This window comes from Fulvivirga sp. M361 (genome assembly GCF_007097395.1).
Taxonomy (GTDB): Bacteria; Bacteroidota; Bacteroidia; order Cytophagales; family Cyclobacteriaceae; genus Fulvivirga.
Window position 1 is genome coordinate 120,964 of record NZ_VKDC01000017.1, and the last position, 19,217, is coordinate 140,180.

Annotated in this window: 18 protein-coding genes; 2 read left to right on the plus strand and 16 right to left on the minus strand. The window is 37.3% G+C overall.

What is annotated here, in order from left to right:
• Nucleotides 1–39: 39 nt before the first annotated feature.
• The 16 genes from FNH22_RS18425 to FNH22_RS18495 all read right to left on the minus strand — a co-directional run bounded on the left by FNH22_RS18425 (nt 40) and on the right by FNH22_RS18495 (nt 15,195).
• Entirely contained in the window at nt 40–945 is a 906-nt protein-coding gene (locus tag FNH22_RS18425; protein ID WP_143399896.1) for an NAD-dependent epimerase/dehydratase family protein, read from the minus strand.
• Nucleotides 946–2,160 carry a glycosyltransferase family 4 protein gene (locus FNH22_RS18430; protein ID WP_143399897.1) on the minus strand — a complete coding sequence of 405 codons (1,215 nt, stop codon included), beginning with the start codon at nt 2,158–2,160 and terminating at the stop codon, nt 946–948.
• The gene (locus tag FNH22_RS18435; RefSeq protein WP_185154287.1) at nt 2,157–3,038 is read right to left on the minus strand and encodes a glycosyltransferase; all 882 of its coding nucleotides are present in this window, start codon (nt 3,036–3,038) and stop codon (nt 2,157–2,159) included. Before FNH22_RS18435 ends, FNH22_RS18430 begins: the two co-directional genes overlap by 4 nt.
• Before the next feature lie 4 nt (nt 3,039–3,042).
• Nucleotides 3,043–3,576: a class I SAM-dependent methyltransferase gene (locus tag FNH22_RS18440; RefSeq protein ID WP_185154288.1), complete on the minus strand. Its 534-nt coding sequence runs from the start codon at nt 3,574–3,576 to the stop codon at nt 3,043–3,045.
• A gap of 146 nt (nt 3,577–3,722) precedes the next feature.
• Nucleotides 3,723–3,863: a hypothetical protein gene (locus FNH22_RS32070; RefSeq protein WP_185154289.1), complete on the minus strand. Its 141-nt coding sequence runs from the start codon at nt 3,861–3,863 to the stop codon at nt 3,723–3,725.
• A 118-nt stretch (nt 3,864–3,981) separates the two neighbouring features.
• Nucleotides 3,982–5,073: a glycosyltransferase gene (locus FNH22_RS18445; protein ID WP_143399900.1), complete on the minus strand. Its 1,092-nt coding sequence runs from the start codon at nt 5,071–5,073 to the stop codon at nt 3,982–3,984.
• A gap of 28 nt (nt 5,074–5,101) precedes the next feature.
• The gene (locus FNH22_RS18450) at nt 5,102–6,001 is read right to left on the minus strand and encodes a glycosyltransferase family 2 protein (RefSeq protein ID WP_143399901.1); all 900 of its coding nucleotides are present in this window, start codon (nt 5,999–6,001) and stop codon (nt 5,102–5,104) included.
• A complete protein-coding gene (locus tag FNH22_RS18455) occupies nt 5,979–7,007 on the minus strand; it encodes a glycosyltransferase (RefSeq protein ID WP_143399902.1) in 1,029 nt (342 codons plus the stop codon). The genes FNH22_RS18450 and FNH22_RS18455 overlap by 23 nt, the downstream gene beginning before the upstream one ends.
• Nucleotides 6,998–7,732: a methyltransferase domain-containing protein gene (locus FNH22_RS18460; protein ID WP_143399903.1), complete on the minus strand. Its 735-nt coding sequence runs from the start codon at nt 7,730–7,732 to the stop codon at nt 6,998–7,000. The genes FNH22_RS18455 and FNH22_RS18460 overlap by 10 nt, the downstream gene beginning before the upstream one ends.
• A gap of 8 nt (nt 7,733–7,740) precedes the next feature.
• Nucleotides 7,741–8,577 carry an alpha-1,2-fucosyltransferase gene (locus FNH22_RS18465; RefSeq protein WP_143399904.1) on the minus strand — a complete coding sequence of 279 codons (837 nt, stop codon included), beginning with the start codon at nt 8,575–8,577 and terminating at the stop codon, nt 7,741–7,743.
• Nucleotides 8,578–8,594: 17 nt separating this feature from the next.
• A complete protein-coding gene (locus FNH22_RS18470) occupies nt 8,595–9,275 on the minus strand; it encodes a hypothetical protein (RefSeq protein ID WP_143399905.1) in 681 nt (226 codons plus the stop codon).
• 7 nt (nt 9,276–9,282) lie between these two features.
• Nucleotides 9,283–10,029, minus strand: coding sequence for a DUF268 domain-containing protein (locus FNH22_RS18475; protein WP_143399906.1), 747 nt, complete (start codon nt 10,027–10,029; stop codon nt 9,283–9,285).
• On the minus strand, nt 10,026–11,237 hold the full coding sequence (locus FNH22_RS18480) for an ABC transporter ATP-binding protein (RefSeq protein WP_143399907.1): 1,212 nt from the start codon (nt 11,235–11,237) through the stop codon (nt 10,026–10,028). Before FNH22_RS18480 ends, FNH22_RS18475 begins: the two co-directional genes overlap by 4 nt.
• Before the next feature lie 5 nt (nt 11,238–11,242).
• Nucleotides 11,243–12,070: an ABC transporter permease gene (locus FNH22_RS18485; RefSeq protein ID WP_143399908.1), complete on the minus strand. Its 828-nt coding sequence runs from the start codon at nt 12,068–12,070 to the stop codon at nt 11,243–11,245.
• Between the two features lie 539 nt (nt 12,071–12,609).
• Entirely contained in the window at nt 12,610–13,941 is a 1,332-nt protein-coding gene (locus tag FNH22_RS18490) for a hypothetical protein (protein WP_143399909.1), read from the minus strand.
• 3 nt (nt 13,942–13,944) lie between these two features.
• A complete protein-coding gene (locus tag FNH22_RS18495; protein WP_255518094.1) occupies nt 13,945–15,195 on the minus strand; it encodes a lipopolysaccharide assembly protein LapB in 1,251 nt (416 codons plus the stop codon).
• Nucleotides 15,196–15,359: 164 nt separating this feature from the next.
• On the opposite strand from FNH22_RS18495, the gene FNH22_RS18500 reads away from it, so the two are divergent.
• Nucleotides 15,360–15,992, plus strand: a complete 633-nt coding sequence (locus FNH22_RS18500) for a hypothetical protein (protein ID WP_143399910.1) — start codon at nt 15,360–15,362, stop codon at nt 15,990–15,992.
• 104 nt (nt 15,993–16,096) lie between these two features.
• Entirely contained in the window at nt 16,097–19,054 is a 2,958-nt protein-coding gene (locus FNH22_RS18505) for a DUF2723 domain-containing protein (RefSeq protein WP_143399911.1), read from the plus strand.
• The last annotated feature ends 163 nt before the right edge of the window (nt 19,055–19,217 follow it).

Genomic DNA, 19,217 nt, shown 5'->3' on the forward strand with positions numbered 1-19,217 from the left:
GTAAGGCATAGAATTAAGATAATAGCGTAAGTCGTCGAATTACACAACATTTTCTTTATTTAGAATTTTCACGATTTCCTGCCGCAGCTGTTTCAATGGCTCCCAGCCTGTATGTTGTTTGATTTTATCAATGCTCAATACATTAGAACTCACATCAAAACTTCTTTCTGATAATCTGCTGGTTTTTAATTTCCGCCCTAAACACTCCTCTAACATCATAAACAATTCCTTCAACGAAAAGCCAATTTGAGAACCAAGGTTATAAATTTCAAATGAAGGCTTCTCTAATAAAAGCATAGTTGCGTTACAAATATCATCAACGTGAATAAAGTCCCGGATGGTATTCCCTTCTCCGACTAGTTCTAACGTTTCACCTTTCTTTAAGTTATTAACCCAATGACCAATAACACCTTGTGGCTTAGTTAATCTATAATTGAATCCATATGCGTTAGATACTCGCAATATTGTAAAAGGTAAACTGAACCTTGATGAATACATCAATATATATTTCTCGACCATTAGCTTATCTATGCCATATGGCGATAAAGGGTTTGTTGGATGACGCTCATCAATGGGTAGTTTTTGAGGGTTTCCATAAACGGTTCCTCCGGAAGAAAAGAACAAAAGATTAGACACTCCATTTTCCACACAAGCTTCAATAATATTTAAACTATCAGGCAGGTTGGATATAACATCATTTTTTGAATCAATGGCTGATGTTACAGGCACTGTGGACCATGCCAAATGAATAACCACAACATCAGTGTTTAGGATTTCCTTAATTTTCTCCTTATCACCCAGGCCAATGGGATGGGTTTTGACCGGCAGATCGCTTTTCTGATTTTGTTTGGTTATTATTTCAGTCTGATACCCGGCCAACAATAATTTTTGAACTAAGGCCCTCCCAATAAAACCATTCCCTCCGGTGATAATGACTTTTTTCATCTAAATGCCTTCAAAAATTTTATTCATAAGAGAAACCATCTTGTCCAATGATCTAAACTCCATAGCAACTGATTTGCAACGAGTTGCGATTTCAGCTCTGTCTTCTGCCATCATTCTATTTATACGTTGAATCTCATCCCCTGTAACTTCAATGATCGATTCTACAACTACGCCAACATTAAACTCTTCAGCAATCAAATCATCTTCTGAAACAAATTTTGAAACGATATAAGGCAATCCACACATCAAATAATTTGCTGTTTTCACAGGTGTTCTAAACTTCTGTGACGGTAATGAGGGCACTGCCAACATCCCCATATCGCATGCGCCAATGTGCCAATTCAATCGGTCGTAAGGAACCGGCCCGGAAACGAGAAAATCTGATGAGGAAAATCCATTGACTTCAAAAGATTTTCTTACTTCAGCTATTGGTGATGGTGTTATTACGTAAAAAAAAAGTCTATTATTTGATTTAAACAACTCTGAATAAAACCGGACGACTTCCTCGATCCCAAAATAAATACCGTCAAACTTTCCTAAATAAAGAATAACCTGTCGGTCTTTGAACCCGAGCTTGTTCCTGGCCTGGGTCCTTTGATCAAGCGAGAAATCAAAGTCATTTTCATCAATACAGATTGGCATTTTATATATCATACCATTGAACCCCCATTTTTTAACGAGATCCACGGTATATTTAGTTGGGACCACAAGAGCATCGGAATACAACACTTGCAGTTTCTCCATTTTTTTTAAAACCAGGTATGATAAACTTGTTTTGGTCCATATTTTAAAATCGATCATATATTCACTATGTGGCTCAAAACAGATAATGATAAGCTTCAAACTAAGTAGCTGAGATATAAGAAAGGCAATAGAACCTGAAAGCGATGTAAATCCGACAATGGCTTTCAACTTTGTACGCCTGTTTATCTTATACACTTGGAAAAACGCCGCAAGAAGATTAACTAATTTTTTGAACAGAATGAATACCCCTCCAGTTCTATACTTTTTAGGGTACCACACAATGTTATGTGAACTGAGTTCCTTTTTTATCCTTTGATGATCCTGTTCAGAAATAGTATATTGTGGCTGTTCAAATGTGATTAGATGAATTTTTAGATTATGGACATTTACGTTTTGAAAATATTTAACCAGCAAACCCTCCATTAAAGGATCTTTATAACTATGATAGCCGACAGCAACAATATTCTTCAACGTAAGACTTTGTTTACTATTTTTTTGATATTGGCAGGATATCGATATAATGAAAGAACAATATATTTTATCCCTCTCAACCAATCGGTAAGTTTTTGGGAACCTAAAAAGTTAGCTGCCAAAATCATGTACATATTCGAATAACACTTGTTCTCAAATTTGCCAGATTTGAATAAGTGGTTTTCACTGGCCAATGAATAAGCTTTCAAGCTATCTTTCTCAAGCAACCTTATATTCTTATGCATATTGTTGGGATGCAAGCGGTAGTATGCCAGCGGCTTGTCAATCTTACCAATTATACACTTGTTGGCAACTCTAAAGAAAAATTCCTGGTCAGCATTATTTGACAATTCTATGTTAAAACCACCGACTGATTCGAATACTGTTTTTGTTACCATAATACTGCTTGGTGTAGGTATACAACACCCCTCCCACAGTAGTAGGTCATCCAGCAAATGACCTTCCTTTCCTTGCATTAAGCCCACCAATGTCCCACTACTGCCATCTATCATTTGCATAGTATTATGGACTAATCCAAAGCCACCGGAACTCAGTTTATTCAATCTTTCCTGCAAACAAGAAGGCATTAACATATCATCAGCATCAAGGAAAGCTAAATAAGATCCTTGTGCTTTATTTGCTCCTAAATTTCGCGCCGCTGCCACACCAGAGTTTTTCTGATAAAAATATCTCAAACGGTCATCATCGTAAGTATCAACAATAGCTTTGGTACCGTCTGACGACCCGTCATCTACCACTATTATTTCAACCGGGCCTATCGTTTGCTTTCTAACTGAATCTATGCATTCTTTCAAATAATGCTGAGCATTATAAGCCGGAATAACAACCGATACCACTATAGGATGTATTTCTTGCAAGACCCTAGCTATTTCTTCTGATCGCCCACTGAGTGTGAAAATCTGTTTTGATCAACTTCCAACCCTGCTCTGAACAAAACTCATTAATAGCTTGATAAACGCCATGGTGTCTCGAATCCGGATCGGGACGCCAATCATGTCCCATGATGATACCATTGGGATTAACCTTATCTTTAAGCAACATTAGTTCTTTTAGTGTGTGCTCATATGCGTGAGATGAATCTATATAAGCCCAATCAAAATGACCGTCTTCAAAAGTTGATAAGTACTTAAGGTCATCTCCCACATGGACTTTGGCTACTCCATCCGTATCATTTTTATCCACCAAGTCAACAGCTTGCTGATAGGCATCTTTCGTCTTAAGCTTACCAAATTGAGTATATTCACCCCAATCAGGATAATACTCCCCGAAGCCAACCCACCATAAATCTACTAAATGTAATTCCTTTGGTTGCGTTACTCTAAGTAACTGAACTGCAAACTCTCCTTTGAAAACCCCAAGCTCTATGCCGATACTTTCTTTTGGAACAATTTTCAAAAAGTGGCCCCGAGGTGGGTACTGTTGGCGTAAAAATATTATGACTTTTTTGATGAAAGACCTCAACATGCAATTTCGAATATAACTTCAAATATATTTTTAATCTTACTGATAAAATAAGATTATAACACGAATATTCATTTTTCTCACCGGACAATAAAATTCACCTCTCCAAGAAAAGAGCGACTGAATCTCTCATCTGTAAGTTCCTCACTAAGAAATATTAACGCCTGTAAAAAGCCAAAATGAACAGAAGGGCTGAACCCGTTAAATATCTTGCGATTCATACGCTTTGTTTAATCTGATGATTTGGCCGGAAACACTTCAAGATGTACCTCTTTTATATGATCATGAAGTGTCCAAATTATGTTGCAGAGTTTATAGTTAGGAATTTGGCAGAACCTCCTATCTATTTACCATGCCACATTTTTTAAAAATGGTGGATATATGTTTTTGATAATCATTCTTCTCTAAGAATTCTTTTTGCTGACTCAAATCGATTCTTACTCCTTCAAGAACAAGCTTCCTGACACTATTTAAAAATTCCTCAGTATCGTCTTTGTAATAAAACCTTTTGATGTTTTTGTATTTAAAATTAGCTGGCTTGGTACTTACTACTGCTTTACCATGTGCAAGATACTGCACTATTTTTAGGGGTGTTCTGTGTATATTTTGAATTAGCGTTTTTTTGTAGGGCGTAATACATACCATAGAGGCATTAATATAATTTTTGAGCTTCTTATAATGTAAGCTACCCAGGTATTTTACTGTAGGTAACCCAATCAACGTATCAAACTTCACCTTATCCATATCCCCACTTAAAAAAACCGGACCAATGATCACCAATGGCAAAGTCAGTCTTTCAACCAATAATCTCAATAAATCCAGATCAACATCGTCATTGACGGTACCGGTAAATAATATATAATTCCCATAATCATGAATTACGTTATCGACAATATCAACATCTACTTCAATATCTTCTTGACTTATACCATGAGGTATTATAAGTGTCTCGACATCTAATGCATTATATCTTTTTTCATAGTAAGTATCCACTAATACAATAAGGTTCGATTTTTTAGCTATATCAAGATCAGTTGAAATGTGCTGATAAGGATCTACCACATGATAAATGCGGACTTTGATACTAAAAAAAAACACGTTCGAAAACCTGTACGGGTCGAACTGCCAAAAAATCACTTCTTCAGGTCCTATTTTTTTGTATAATTTCCAGGAATTTATCAGATCATTCAGATATCGGAATACATAGGGAATGATCCTGATTGGAAAATTATTATAATAATCTAAAACGTAAAGGTTGGGCTCAACCCGGCGACATTGAGCACTAAAGGAAAACAGGTTCTTGAACTTCCATAATCTTGGAGAATTAATAAAATAAACGGTATGACCTAACTTTGATAGTTCGTGGGCATAATTTTGCTTAGAGTACCATATATCGCCCCAGGATTCATTAGATGTAATAATTATATGCAACTATTCCAAGCCATTAAATATTAAAACGCTACTTGTAAAAGACTATTTCCTTGATTAAAAAATACAAGTAATTCCCTAGTCCTTTTGAGGGATATTTGCTAATTCCTGAGAACAAAAAAGTCAGATATTGACCTATTTTCATTCTTGACGTTTTTAGCGCCTTGAATGCATAGTAGTAGGCTAAAGCTTTATCGCTATTGATCCTATCATTTTGATCCAGCTCGTATTTATCTGAAATCAGATTTTCAAAAATTTCAGACCGTTCTCGAGTGAAAGAATCTTGCTTTTGGATCGTTTTTGATGTTTCATGATGGCGAAAATTAACCAATGTTTTATCTATGAATTTAAACTTTGTTTGCCCATATCTGAGCAAATACCTGATAAAAAGTTCATAGTCCATGTTAAAGTGGTAATCTTCCCTTACTCCCCCAAGCTTTTGGATACGATCTGTCTTAAAAAAAGTAGGGGCCTGACGAAAAGATGTAAAAAACAATGATTTTTCAATCTCATCTTTAAGGTAAAGTCTATTTTGACCAATTCTTTTTCCACTTTCGTCCACGAGCCTATTGTAGCCACAGACAACATTTGTATCGCTCTTTTCAAAGGCATGGGCTACCTCAAAGAGCGCACCAGGCTCATAGTAGTCATCACTGTTAATCCAATTAAAAATTTCTCCGGTGGCTTTGTTCAAACCCTTATTGATGGCATCACTCTGTCCGCTATCTTTCTCACTTACCCAATAAGTAATCCGATCACTGTATTTCTTAATTATTTCCTTAGACCCATCGGAACTTCCTCCATCAATGATTATGTATTCTAAATTAGGGTATTTCTGATCAAGAACAGAAAGAATAGTTTGTTCTAAGAATTGACCTTGATTTAGAGAAGGCGTAACAATCGATATTTTAGGGTAATTTTTCAACTCCATGTCCTATTTTCTCCTGCCTTATTTTAATAGTTTGAGCTATAAAATGGTCATAGCTCGTGTTGGACTTGATTAACTCTAAAATCATTGTATAATCGTATATCAGTCTAATTATAATGGACAGCAAAGAATTGTTTCGATAATACTTAACGGATGTAAGTAACTTAAAAATATTCATTATCAGGTACATTGCATCCTTAAGCCATACATTTCGAGGATTAAGTTTTCTCCTCATTAAAACATGTTCTGTAGCCATAAGCCAAATTTTGGATTTGGCCAATCCAATTGCCAGTCTGATCAGATAGGAGATCTTTAGTCTTTCACCTGGCATAAAGTGCTCAAATTTGAGTCGTTGGTCATAAAAAATCCTTTTGCCTATCATCCTCAATAGAAGGCATAATTCAGTGTCCTCACCTCCTGACAAACTATTGCCTTTTCTTCCACTCAACACCCCTGAAAGCCCTAAAGATTTAAGCTCTTCATAATGAGACTTTCTTATAATCATACCTGCACCGAAAACTCTCCCAACAGTATCAGAGATATCACCACTTGACGAATTCATCTCACCCACAGCATAAAAGTGTTCCATCTTATCGAACCAAGATGGTTTTTTTCCTTCAAAGGCGCCTTCTCCTACCCCTCCTAATACTGCCACCTTTGGATAGTGATCCATAACCTCCATACCAAGCCTCACGTAATCACTTTTCAACCAGTTATCATCATCACAAAAAATCAAAATATCATATTGTGCTTCTTCTATACCTTTATCTCTTGCATTTCTCAGTCCCTTTAAAGGTTGGTCTACAATTCGGAATGGTATCCTCGACTTGTGGCTCTGCCATAATTTTAATGCGACTTCACTTGTATTATCAGATGAGGCATTATCCACAAGGATAATTTCCCACTTCATGCCATCAGGAATAACCTGGCCTACCAGTTTTGCCAATACTACCGGAATTCTCTTTGCACTGTTGTGGCAACAAATAATTACTGAAGCACCTACTTCCACAAATGAGTAAACTTATATCTGATCGCATTCACTAGTATTTGAAAGGACAACTTCAAGCCACTACGGCCAGATGTTAGATGATCTAGGTGATTTTGATGGATTGACGCCATTTCTTCGTTTTTTTTGAAATGCGTTGCCCCAATAACGGGGATCTTTTCAAAGTGGGTTAAATCAAATTCTCTTTTTGTTACTAAAAACATATTCTGTCTATACCACCATTGAACCTTTTCATTATACCAGATCCGAGGTCGAATAACATCATAAAACTGATATCCGTGCTCCGAAAATTTTTTTTGCCAATAACCCGGCCATTGTTCATTAAGATGATTTTGACCGTCTTGGCCAGGTATGGCCGACGAAAAAATTATTGTATCAGAATGAGCTGCTAAACTCGCAACAAAACTATCCGATGAAGATTCTGGTAAATGTTCAGCTACTTCCAAAGAAATCGCTAAATCAAACTTCCGCCCCAGGTCAAAAGGCTTTGATAAATTTTTGGGAAGAAAGTTCTTCGCTTCGATATATTTTAATAACAGGTCCCGATCAACGTAATCACCGTCAATACCCATCAAATCATTGATCCCACAGTCAGAAAACACCTTTAACCAGGTCCCTATTCCGCAACCAACATCCAACACACTCGTTGGTCTTGTAAGTTTCAATATAAGTGGTACCACTTCCGTAGCGGATTGTTCGTTGTGTATTTCTTCTTTGTGAATGTACATGTTAACTCCTAAAATTCAATCCACTCCCAGTCCTTTACCATTATTCCAACAGGATACTCTTGTTTTACCTTAAATCCCAACCAATATTTAGGGGCAAATACTTTCTTATTCTGCCTTCTATTCAAAAAACAACCCCACCAGGCAAATGAACTATTGGATGAGATCACTATGTTCGAATTCATCAATATTTGGAAGTCCGTTATCTCATCGTTTTTTTCAAATAAAAAATGAGTATTAGATGAAAATTTTTTCCTGAGAAATTCGGTATCATCTCCAATCACAATAAATCTGCAATTTTCAACTTCACCTATTTTTTCAAGACAATTACCGTAATATTTATACGGAAGCCGAAAATCGCTATCTCCCAAATCATCTAAATACCAATCAGCATAATCCGTACGCCTGACATGTATCGCTACTATGGTATGATTTAAAAAAAGCTCCTGATACTTTTTTTCAAAGAGTAGTCTATATTTTTTCTTGACCCTAAATTGACCGTTCAATCTTTTCTCATTCAAAAAATAGTAGTCTGGTGTTTGGAAAAAGCCAGAATAGATGACTTTATCCTTCAAAGTAGCGATTTCCGGACCCGACGTGTTTAACGGAATAGTTTTTTTCCTGAAATGCAATAATTTTAGTTGGATGAAAACATTGACCAGCTTGTTTATCCATTTTAAGAATAAGAGGTTACGGTCCTGAAAATGAAAGTACCTATTAACTAATAATGGATAATGTATGGGATAATCAATAAAAAAACAAGTATTGTGTTTTTTCGCCAATGAGAATATAAAAGCCAGTTGAAATAACTGATTCCCTAATCTTCCCTGCAAATTTATCCCTACCATTACTATCTCAAAAGTGGTTAAATCCAGAGTTTAAAAGTATCATACAGACTTCTCAATGTCTTTTTCAATTTACCTTCGTTTTGGAGCGTTTTCCTTCTATTCCACTTTTCGGTATTTGAATTTTGCAAGAATTTGGAAAATTCACTCTTAGCTGTACCAGGTATTGAGATTATTGCATCTTCATATACTACTGTGTACATATCTTCATCATAATTATCCAACTCACCTATTATCTCACTAATAGTAGGATAATAGTGTATAACGTTGGGTAAAGGTGGTGGGGACAAGAATAACCGTGCATCGTCAATAAACAGAAAATTGGTAAACTTAGAGCTCCTTATTATGCCCAATTCCTCCATTAAAGGGCATTGGTCTTCTTCTCCGTAAGTAATTCCATCAGACCAGTGAGCATCAAGCCAGAATAAATATGGTTCAGTTTGCTCATCTATTATTTTTCTCAACAATACGCGTGAATCTCCGTACAAAGCATCTATATTTTCCTGTGTAGAAAGCTTTTTGGATGTGGTCTCAAAAATTTCGGATGAAAATTCGATCGTTAATACCTTATCAAAATTATTTGCCGCCCACAATGTCGTTTCACCTTTATATGTACCCGTTTCTACAAAAGTTTTAACATCAAAGCTATTTTTGACCAGGACAACAGCCTCTTCCGGAGGCCCCATTCTGACTATACCCATATATCAACTATGTTTTTTTTTGCAGGTGATAACACCCAATTCCAAAGCCATCTCTCAAAGTGGTTTCAAATTTTTCACCATAAATGTACTTTTTATCAATAACCTCAAAATTATGTAGTGTTTCAAGGAGATAATTTTCAGAAAATGAACGATGAGCATTAAAAAATACCCGACCTTCCAACTCTACCGGGACTGAAAAATAAAAGTTAGCCCCTTTTTTCAAGACCCTGTCAATCTCGGTAAAGGCCTTTTCGCTCCCCAAAGGATCAATTTCATCTCCATACCTCCCTAAGCCAATATGTTCAATAACACAAAGACTGGATAACGAATCAATCGATTCGCTATCATAAGGTAAAGACAGAATTGAACCTTCCTTGAATGAAAGGCTGTTTACAGGTAATGAAAGAGGTCTAATATCAATCATAGTAACATTGAGAGTCATAGACAAAAAACTCACAAACTTGTGATGAGAACCTATATCGACATGGTCTGAGGGGCGCTGCTTAAGAATCCTTTCAAAAGCCCAGTTGTCCTGATAAAAGTAGATCGGTTCTATTTTAGTAAAAGAAGTTTTTTCCCATAAGCAAGGGCGTAATTCCCTCACACCTGCCTCCATACCCTTAGATGCCATGGAATTATACAAGCTGAAATCCTGAAAGAATTCCTTTTTCAACTGTCTTTCCATTTTCCAGGAAGTGAAAGTCTTTTTTAAATTAACGTAAAGGAGTCTGAGGTCCGATAAAAATTGCTTCATCCAACCTTTTTTAAATTAACCTTCATTTGATTTACTATTATCCCCAGGTCAGTCCTGTAATATTTATCCTTATCGGCAAATTGATCCACTTCTATTGATAAGATATCCTCCAGATATTGAACTACGGTTCCATTTATGGTAAGCCCTAAGGTTATTTTATATTGTCCCGTGCAATAAAAAACCGTTTCCTCCTGGAATGAGAACTCGTAAACTCCGGGCACCAGTTGGTTCTGCCTATCCCAGACGGTTCTAACAGGCATGTTTTCCAAATTTTTAATACCAATGCCTAAAACAACGTTGTTACAATTCTCACGAACGACCAGCTTAATGACAAAAGAATATGGTTTCCCAACGTCTAAAGTCTTATTTGGAGTCTTTGTATGATCAAAAATCATTAAGCTTTCAAAGTAAGAGGGCAGATCCGCCCTTTTTTCGAACTCCACCTTACTTTTAAGATCAAATTGATTCAGATATTCTGCTAATACTATAGAAGTAGATTCATTTCTCTTGACATAGCCATCCTGTAATAAAATAGATCTGGAGCACAATGATTTTACTGCTCCCAGGTTGTGACTAACAAAAAGTACTGTCCTACCTTCATTCTTACTCACCTCACTCATCTTGCCCAAACATTTTTTCTGGAATTCGGCGTCACCAACTGCGAGTACTTCATCAATAATCAATATCTCAGGCTCTAAATGAGCAGCAACACTAAATGCCAGGCGGACTTTCATACCGCTACTGTAATGCTTAACAGGGGTGTCAATAAACTTCTCTACTCCACTAAAGCTGACGATCTCGTCAAATTTGTTTTTTATTTCCGCTCGCTTCATTCCCAGAATAGTTCCATTAAGGTATATATTCTCTCTCCCGGTAAGTTCCATATGAAAGCCTGTACCTACCTCCAGCAAAGAGGAAACTCTGCCGTTTATTTCAAACCGGCCGGAACTGGGCTCAGTTATACGGCTCAATATTTTTAATAGCGTACTCTTGCCCGCACCATTACGACCTATGATACCTACTGCCTCTCCCTTTTTTATTTCGAAGGAGATGTCCTTCAAAGCCCAAAACTCTTCTTTAGAAAAGGCCTTGGGTTGAAAAATTTTTTTAAGCCTTGCATCAAAAGCATTCCTGAGATCTGCTGATTTTAGGTGACTAATGGCGAATTTTTTCCCCAAGTTGTTTGCCTTAATAGCAATTTCATCCATATTACCTACACTATATCAGCCATTATCTTTTCTACCTTGCGAAAGTAAAAAAGTCCTGAAACAAATAAAATTAAAACAATTATCAAGGAGATGTAAGAATATTGACTCGGCATCTCCCCTCCGAGGATTGTCCAGCGAAAACCTTCGGCGATACCGGCTAAAGGATTCAAATAATATAAAAAAATAGCCCATTGAGGCAGATTGCTGGTGACTATTTCGGCCGGGTACCCAACAGGAGTGGCATAAAGACCGAATTGTACCAAGAAAGGGACAATATGCTGAAAGTCTCTAAAACGTATTGTAAGTGCACTTAACCAGATACCTACGGAAAGAGCAGATACAATGCAAGCGACTACATAAAAAGGAAAAAAAACAATATTTGAGGAAGGAGAATAATTATAGAAGAAAAGTAAAATGACAATAAAAAGAAGCGCTATTAAAAAGTCAACAAACCCCACCAGAGCCTTAGACAATGGTATGACCAACCGGGGGAAATATATCTTCTTTATCATTTCCTGAGATGAGATCACAGAGTTACCTGACTGACCTAACACAAATGCAAAATAACTCCAGGCCGCCATTCCACATACAGCAAATAATGGATAAGGAATATCTCCTGTATCCACTTTGATCGCCCTGCCAAAAACCAAAGTAAAAATAACAAGGGTAGCCAGGGGTTGTATAACAGCCCAAAGTAACCCTAAAAAAGTTTGAGCATATCTTACTCTCAGGTCTCGGTAAGCTAAAATCAAGAATAAATCCCTGTATTGTAGTAATTCCCTAAGATTTAGATTTAATCCACGTTTGTTTGCATCTATAACAAGTCTGTACATGCTACCTAACTATTATTTCGAATTTCCTGACCTATTGAATAATCTCATTCACAGAATTTTCATTTCAAAAAGTATTTATGTTTCCTAAAAGGCATATGTCAAATGCAAGATTTTGACTTCTAAATCAATATACTCAGGATATTTTTAAACAGGAAAACTACTTTTGGCATTCTTTCACCTACTCTGTCAGGTGCCTTGAAGCAAATCACTTTTTCAATAAAAGGTGCAAATTACAATTTTATTTTCACACGCAGGACTGATGACAATAGGATTTTCTATTTTAAACGGTTTACTATCAGAGTCTTTGAAAAACACTTCCAATGATATTAGTATGCGCAACAAAAAAGAATCTTTATTAATTTAAAATCACTTCAAAATGCGAAATGTTCATCTCCACTTAAACAGAAATATGAAGTAGCTGTAGATACGTAAATACTTCGTAAACTATGCTAATGGATTTGATATGTAGAAATATTCATTGCCACATTTAAATCTAAAAATATTGCCCAAATTTATATAAGTCATTTGTGATGAATTATTTATATAAACTCGTTTACTGTTTTTTTTAATTTACCATAATGATAAAGCAATATCATAGCTGTAAAGTAAAATGGAAGTAAGGGAATTTTATAACGAGCAAGTGTGCCAAAATTGTAAGTAGAAATACCCACGGCAAATGCAAAAACCATTGAGAATACAAGGCAAAATAATACCTCCGGTTTAAAGAGGTTAAAAAGAAACCGTTTGGGAGATATCTTAAACATAACCCATAAAGTCAACACAAAACAACTGAGGGCTTCTAAAGCAGATAGTAGCATCAGAGGGTTTTTTACCTCCCATAAATAAGGACGAAACAAAGACACATTAATAGCTTGTGGCGCCAATCTGAACATATTACCAAAGCTTCCATCTAATTCCCCAAGTGAATATCCGGACCCATCTCCAAACCGGGCTCCCCAGCCATATCGAATGTCATAAGCCGTGACCTGAGCTGTTTTGGCCAAATTAGACAGAGCATATCGTGGATCATCTCTGCCTACTTGCTGTATGGTGATATATCCCAAACCTATACATACCAAGATGATTAAAGGGGTGATCAATAACTTGAAAACAATGTTCTTAATCTTATGAAAATAACTAGCCGTTAGCCAGATGAGCAATGCCGGAAGAAATGACAGTAATATATATTTCTTGATAAAGAAAATTAAAAATGCAGCAAGAAAAAAAATGAATACAAATTGTAGAGCAACTTTCTGTTTGATCACAACTTGTTGAAAAGAATAAGTCATCCAGCCAAGACTACCTAGCGTAAGTGTATCTTTTAAGATTCCTGATCCCCAAAAAAAAACTGAAGGAACAAACAGTATTCCAAAAGCTAGCCAAAAATGAAGGCTTTTAAAAGTACTGTAGAAAGTCAAATACAACGCCCAAATGCCACTAAAGCTAAGTACTGCAAAGAGTACTGCTGTAGCCGAGTAACAACTAACCGTGAGCAGATCCAGCAAAAAAGCTATACGAATTACCAGGTACGAATATGGGTCTTTGAAATACCATATTTTTGAAGAATACTTAAATACATCTCCGCTAAACTCTCCATTTGCAAAAAAAAGCTTTAGCCCTTTAGATGGATCATCAAAAAAAGCCTCCCAAATAATTCTACTTCCATGGGTATGAAAAGCAAACGTATCACCCCCTCCGTAATAAAACTGGTAGATAAATCCTACCGCCAATGCCCCGATTATCTTTACGGTGAGGGCCGGTATAAAGTATCTTCTGGTATTTACATCAGTCACTCTCGATCTGATCAAATATGCCAATACGTAAACAATAAAGAGTACAATAGGCGTGACTATCAAATCTCTTAATTCCATAGCCTACAATTCCCTAAGGCCCCTCCTTGCTGCTTTATGTGCTCTATCTCCCCTGTCAGCATATTTTTTCACCTTCTTATAATATGCACGAGCGGCCTTTTTGTCTCTTCGGTTTGCAGATATCTTTGCCAGTTCTAATAGTGAAAAGTGGTAATACCCGGTATTAGTAGCGCCGATACCTTCTGAGAATGTTACTGCCCTCTTGTAATAATACTCAGCCTCATCCGTCTTTTTACGTGTTTGATAAATCTGACCAAGAAAAAACGCTGCATACCTACCGCTTGTACCTTCATACCCCAACTGCCCGCTATCTATTCTTGCCAGGATATTCTCAGCCACCGGTTTTGCCTGACTGAACCTTCCCGAAGAGTATAAAAGTCGGGCATAATAGCGATGAAAATAGGGATTATCGGGAAATGTTTTATTCAAATATTCACACATTTGTAAGGCCCTGGGCCGATCATTTTCATAGCTATTTAAAATACGCATTAAAAAAACCATCGCCTCGGTGCGTGTATAAAATGCATTGAAAGAAACTTCTTTCAATTGTTTTATACCTAAGTCTTTGTCGCCCTTTGGAAAAAAGAGAAGAATAGGTTTCAGCAGAGGGTAGTTTTCAGGCACCCAAACGGAAAAATAATTATAAAGTGCATCACCAAAGAGTAATTCAGGGCTGAGGTCATGTTTTTCCTTACTGTATTGCATATATTTTAATGCATTTTTCCCGGCACTGGCCGCCTTTCGCCAGTTTCTACGCTCTTCGCTGCTATGGAGTCTCCCGATAAAACCATAGGCCGCTGCCAGAAAAAAAGAGGCTTCTATTTCATGCTCCGGTTTTTTCAGTAATCGCTCAGAGATAGAGATCACCGTATCCATCTGGGCAAGAAATACTTCATCATGCTCAATATTATTAAGGTTAGGCATGATCTTCCACCACTCACTTAGCCCCATTAGAAAATAAGGTAATGGGTGCCAGGCATACTTTTGTTTTAACCAACGGAATTGCTGCTCAGCTTTGTCAAACTTGAAGTTATACAGGTCATTCATGGCCTGGTTGACTTCTATCTGTAATTGCATATCTGCAATAAGAATGACTTGATCGCTTTCAGAATTTCCCGCACCCCCCTGGCCAAAAGATGCACTGATGGAAAACAAAAAGAAAAATATACTTACCACAATACCCCAACTCTTATAAAATTTCAGGTCGGAGAAAAACACCCAAGGATCAATATGAATACAACTATTTTTTTTCACCACACTACTTTAATAAGAAGTCCCTTAAATAAACGAGCATACAGAACCTCTTGGGCCTTCATGATCCAAAGTTAGGCATAACTTCTTTCCTGAATAAACTTCACACATTTCATTTGGTTTTAACAGGTCGCTGACATATTTCTCAGATTAGTTAAATTTCCTGCATGACACCAGTGGCAAATCAAACTAATATTTATGAGATTAATAAATGGCTCTACTTTCTTACCCTCTGTGTGGCCACACTCACTTTATTGGTAGTGAAAAAAAATTTGGTAGAAAACGAGATCATGGCCTTCGAAATATTGGAAGAACGAGGGCAAATGGGCTTTTTTCATCTTATCAGCACATTACAATATGCCTCTATACCTTTGATTTATCTCTACAAATTCACCGTAGTGGCATTTCTTCTATGGATTGGAAGCTTTATGTTCGGTTACAAGGTCTCTTTCAGTGCCACATGGCATGTGGCCGCCGTATCCGAAAGTATTTTTTTAGTGGCTGAATTTTTGAAGATATGTTGGTTTATTTTCTTTGGATCTGAAGCCACTATTTTTGATATAAGGGCCTTTTATCCGTTCTCATTAATGAACCTGTTTGACAGATCTGTTTTAGATACAAAATGGATATATCCGCTTAAATCGCTGAATATCTTTGAAGTTATATACTGGTTTCTATTAGTTCATGGCATTAACTACATGGCCAAAAAGAAGCGGTCTGTCGCCTATTTCATTGTATTTTCATTCTATGTCTTTTTCTTTTTTATCTGGTTAGGTTATTATGTACTGATATATAAATAACTGAGCTTTTACAGCTGACAGCTGCTAAATGAAAGAACTGCTTCGTAAGCCTAAACTTCTAATTATTTGCTATTTTCGCCAATTAATTTCATACCCTGGATTAAATGGACTTCAAGAAGATAAATAACATAGGTGGATGGTTTGTTTTTGCTGTCTCCGCATTAGTATACCTGCTAACCGTAGAGGAAACAGCCAGCTATTGGGATTGTGGTGAATTCATTGCTGTCTCTTATAAACTTATGGTACCCCACCCTCCTGGAGCCCCATTCTTCTTATTATTAGGGAGGTTATTTTCACTGTTGTCTTTCGGAGATGTGACCCAGGTAGCATTCTGGATCAACATGATAAGTGTACTGGGCAGCGCCTTCACCATTCTATTCTTATTCTGGACCATCTCCATGTTTGCCAGAAAGATGTTGGGAATAAAGTCTTTAGAAGATATCTCACAAAGCAATACCTGGTTGATTTTAGGAGCCAGCCTTATCGGATCATTAATATATACCTTCTCAGATTCTTTTTGGTTTTCAGCAGTGGAAGGAGAAGTATATGCCATGTCTTCTTTTTTTACTGCCTTTGTTGTATGGGCCATTTTGAAATGGGAACTTATAGAGGATGAGAGCAGGGCCAATCGGTGGATCATCTTAATAGCTTATATGATGGGGCTTTCCATTGGTGTTCACCTTTTGAACCTGGTAACTATTCCTGCCCTTGGGTTAATCTATTATTTCAAGAAACATAAACCCGGTGTATGGGGATTGGTAGCCACTATGATTGTAAGTGGGATCATTGTCATATTCATCAATAATATGGTGATTCCAGGCTTCCCTTCAATAGCGGGACATTTTGAGATCTTTTTCGTCAATACATTAGGGCTTCCTTTCGGGTCAGGAGCGCTTTTCTTTGGGTCTTTAATTGTAGCCGGACTGGTTTTAGGAATACTCTACTCCATAAAAAAACAAAACGAAATTCTCAACACGGTACTACTGAGTATAGCATTCATACTCATTGGTTACAGTTCTTATACACTGGTATTGATCCGTTCACAATATAACCCTCCGATAGATCAAAATAACCCGGAAGACATAATGTCTTTTGTAAAATACCTCAAAAGAGAACAGTACGGAAGCCGCCCACTTTTACACGGTCAATACTTTACTGCCAAACCAGTGGGAACTGTTGAAGGAGCTCCTGAATATATTAAGGGAGAAACGAAATACGAGGTAGCAGACCGTAAAATATCTTATAAGTACGACCCAACACATACCACCATCTTACCCAGAATGTACAGCAATGATCCCCGTCATGTGCAAAGGTATCGAGAGATAACTGGCCTGAAAGAAGGTGAAAAGCCCTCTTTTAGCGACAATCTACTCTTTATGTTCAAACATCAGATGGGCAGAATGTATATGCGCTATTTCCTGTTCAACTTTGCAGGTAGAGAAAGTGATATACAAGACGCTAACTGGTTAAGTCCATTACAAGCTTTTGACGAGATTCCCGCCGCACTGGCGAATAACAAAGGACGAAATAATTACTTCATGATCCCATTGCTTTTAGGCTTGGTAGGTCTGTATTTTCAATATCAAAAAGACCGTAAAAACTTCGTGGTAGTGACAATGTTATTTTTCTTAACAGGCCTGGCTCTTATCCTTTATTTAAATTCCCCCCCCATTGAACCCCGGGAGAGGGACTACATATATGCAGGATCTTATTATGCATTTGCCATTTGGGCCGGGTTTGCGGTAATCGCCTTGAGTAAATTACTCACCAGGTTTTTGACGGAAAAGAATGCAGCTATTGTTTCCACTGTACTATGTCTTATTGCCCCTGCAATCATGGCACAACAAAACTGGGATGATCACAACCGTTCAAACCGATTCTTTTCCGTAGACTCTGCCAAAAACTTTCTCGCCTCCTGTGAAGATAATGCCGTACTTTATACAGGCGGTGACAATGACACCTTCCCTCTATGGTATTCTCAGGATGTAGAAGGCTTCCGTACAGATATGAGGGTAATTGTATTGAGTTATTACAACACAGATTGGTATATCGAACAAATGATGCGTGATGTATATGAGTCAAAAGCTTTGCCATATACACTAACCCTTGAAAACTACCGCCAGGGTGGCGCTAATGATTATCTGCCTTTTGAAGATCTCGGGCTAAAAAGTATTGATGTAAAGCAATACCTGGCACTTCTAAAAAAGAATGATAAGAGACTACGTCTGTATCCCTCGGCCAATGTATTACCCAGTAAAACATTGACATTAAATGTAGACAAAGAAAAAGTGCGCAGGCTTGGCATCATACCTGATGGGATGGACAGTTTGATTGTAGATCAAATGGTGCTGAACATGAAAAGAGGACGTAATGGCCTTGAGAAGAAGGACCTGGCAATATTGGACAACCTGGCAACCGCTGATTGGGAGCGCCCTATTTACATAAATAACACTTCAATGCAGCAAATAAGCTATGACTTAGCTCCTTATGCCATACAGGAAGGTAATGCCTTTAGAATATTACCTATCCGGAACCCTAGCGCGCGTGAAGATTTTGTCAATGTAGACAAGATGTATGATAACATCATGAATAAATTCTCTTTCAGAGAACTAGACAACCCAACAAGTTATTACAATCAAGACTACAGAAATTTTGTGCAAAACCACCGAAGCAGCATGAATACACTAGCCACCAGCCTTTTGGGTAAGGGAGATGTCGAACGTGCACGTAAAGTGCTCATGAAAAACCTTGAAAAGATGCCCGATAAAGCAGTTCCCTATGACCTTACGCACAGCGCCATGGTAGGACTGCTGTTTCAAGTGGGTGAAGAAGATAAAGCATTGGAAATTGCCCAAATATTAGGTGACAGATCAATCGAAATGATCAACTATCTGATCAGTACGCAAAAAGACTCCGGCCTTGAGCTGCAAGTTAATTTATTTATCCTTGGAGAATTGCAGCGCAACCTTAATAGCAATGGCCATGAGGAACTGGCTAAAAAACTGGAAGAAACTTACAATCAAGCCGTTGGTCAATTGCGAATGAACAGACAAGGGTTATAGATTACCAACGATATAAAAGAATAATGTAAGAAATAATATGAGGCCGTCTCAAAAGTGATTGAGGCGGTCTTTTTACTTTTACAAGGATTGAGTTTTTGATTTAACGTTTAGCAAGCTTCTTTTTCAAAAAGGCAAGAGTTGTCCTAAGCCTATGCCGCCTTTT

Bases quoted from the DNA above. Each gene is read 5' to 3' on its own strand.
- FNH22_RS18480 (WP_143399907.1), bottom strand. From the start codon at position 11,237: ATGGATGAAATTGCTATTAAGGCAAACAACTTGGGGAAAAAATTCGCC.
- FNH22_RS18425 (WP_143399896.1), bottom strand. From the start codon at position 945: ATGAAAAAAGTCATTATCACCGGAGGGAATGGTTTTATTGGGAGGGCC.
- FNH22_RS18475 (WP_143399906.1), bottom strand. From the start codon at position 10,029: ATGAAGCAATTTTTATCGGACCTCAGACTCCTTTACGTTAATTTAAAA.
- FNH22_RS18490 (WP_143399909.1), bottom strand. From the start codon at position 13,941: ATGGAATTAAGAGATTTGATAGTCACGCCTATTGTACTCTTTATTGTT.
- FNH22_RS18470 (WP_143399905.1), bottom strand. From the start codon at position 9,275: ATGGGTATAGTCAGAATGGGGCCTCCGGAAGAGGCTGTTGTCCTGGTC.
- FNH22_RS18465 (WP_143399904.1), bottom strand. From the start codon at position 8,577: ATGGTAGGGATAAATTTGCAGGGAAGATTAGGGAATCAGTTATTTCAA.
- FNH22_RS18460 (WP_143399903.1), bottom strand. From the start codon at position 7,732: ATGTACATTCACAAAGAAGAAATACACAACGAACAATCCGCTACGGAA.
- FNH22_RS18485 (WP_143399908.1), bottom strand. From the start codon at position 12,070: ATGTACAGACTTGTTATAGATGCAAACAAACGTGGATTAAATCTAAAT.
- FNH22_RS32070 (WP_185154289.1), bottom strand. From the start codon at position 3,863: ATGAATCGCAAGATATTTAACGGGTTCAGCCCTTCTGTTCATTTTGGC.
- FNH22_RS18500 (WP_143399910.1), top strand. From the start codon at position 15,360: ATGACACCAGTGGCAAATCAAACTAATATTTATGAGATTAATAAATGG.
- FNH22_RS18450 (WP_143399901.1), bottom strand. From the start codon at position 6,001: ATGGAGTTGAAAAATTACCCTAAAATATCGATTGTTACGCCTTCTCTA.
- FNH22_RS18505 (WP_143399911.1), top strand. From the start codon at position 16,097: ATGGACTTCAAGAAGATAAATAACATAGGTGGATGGTTTGTTTTTGCT.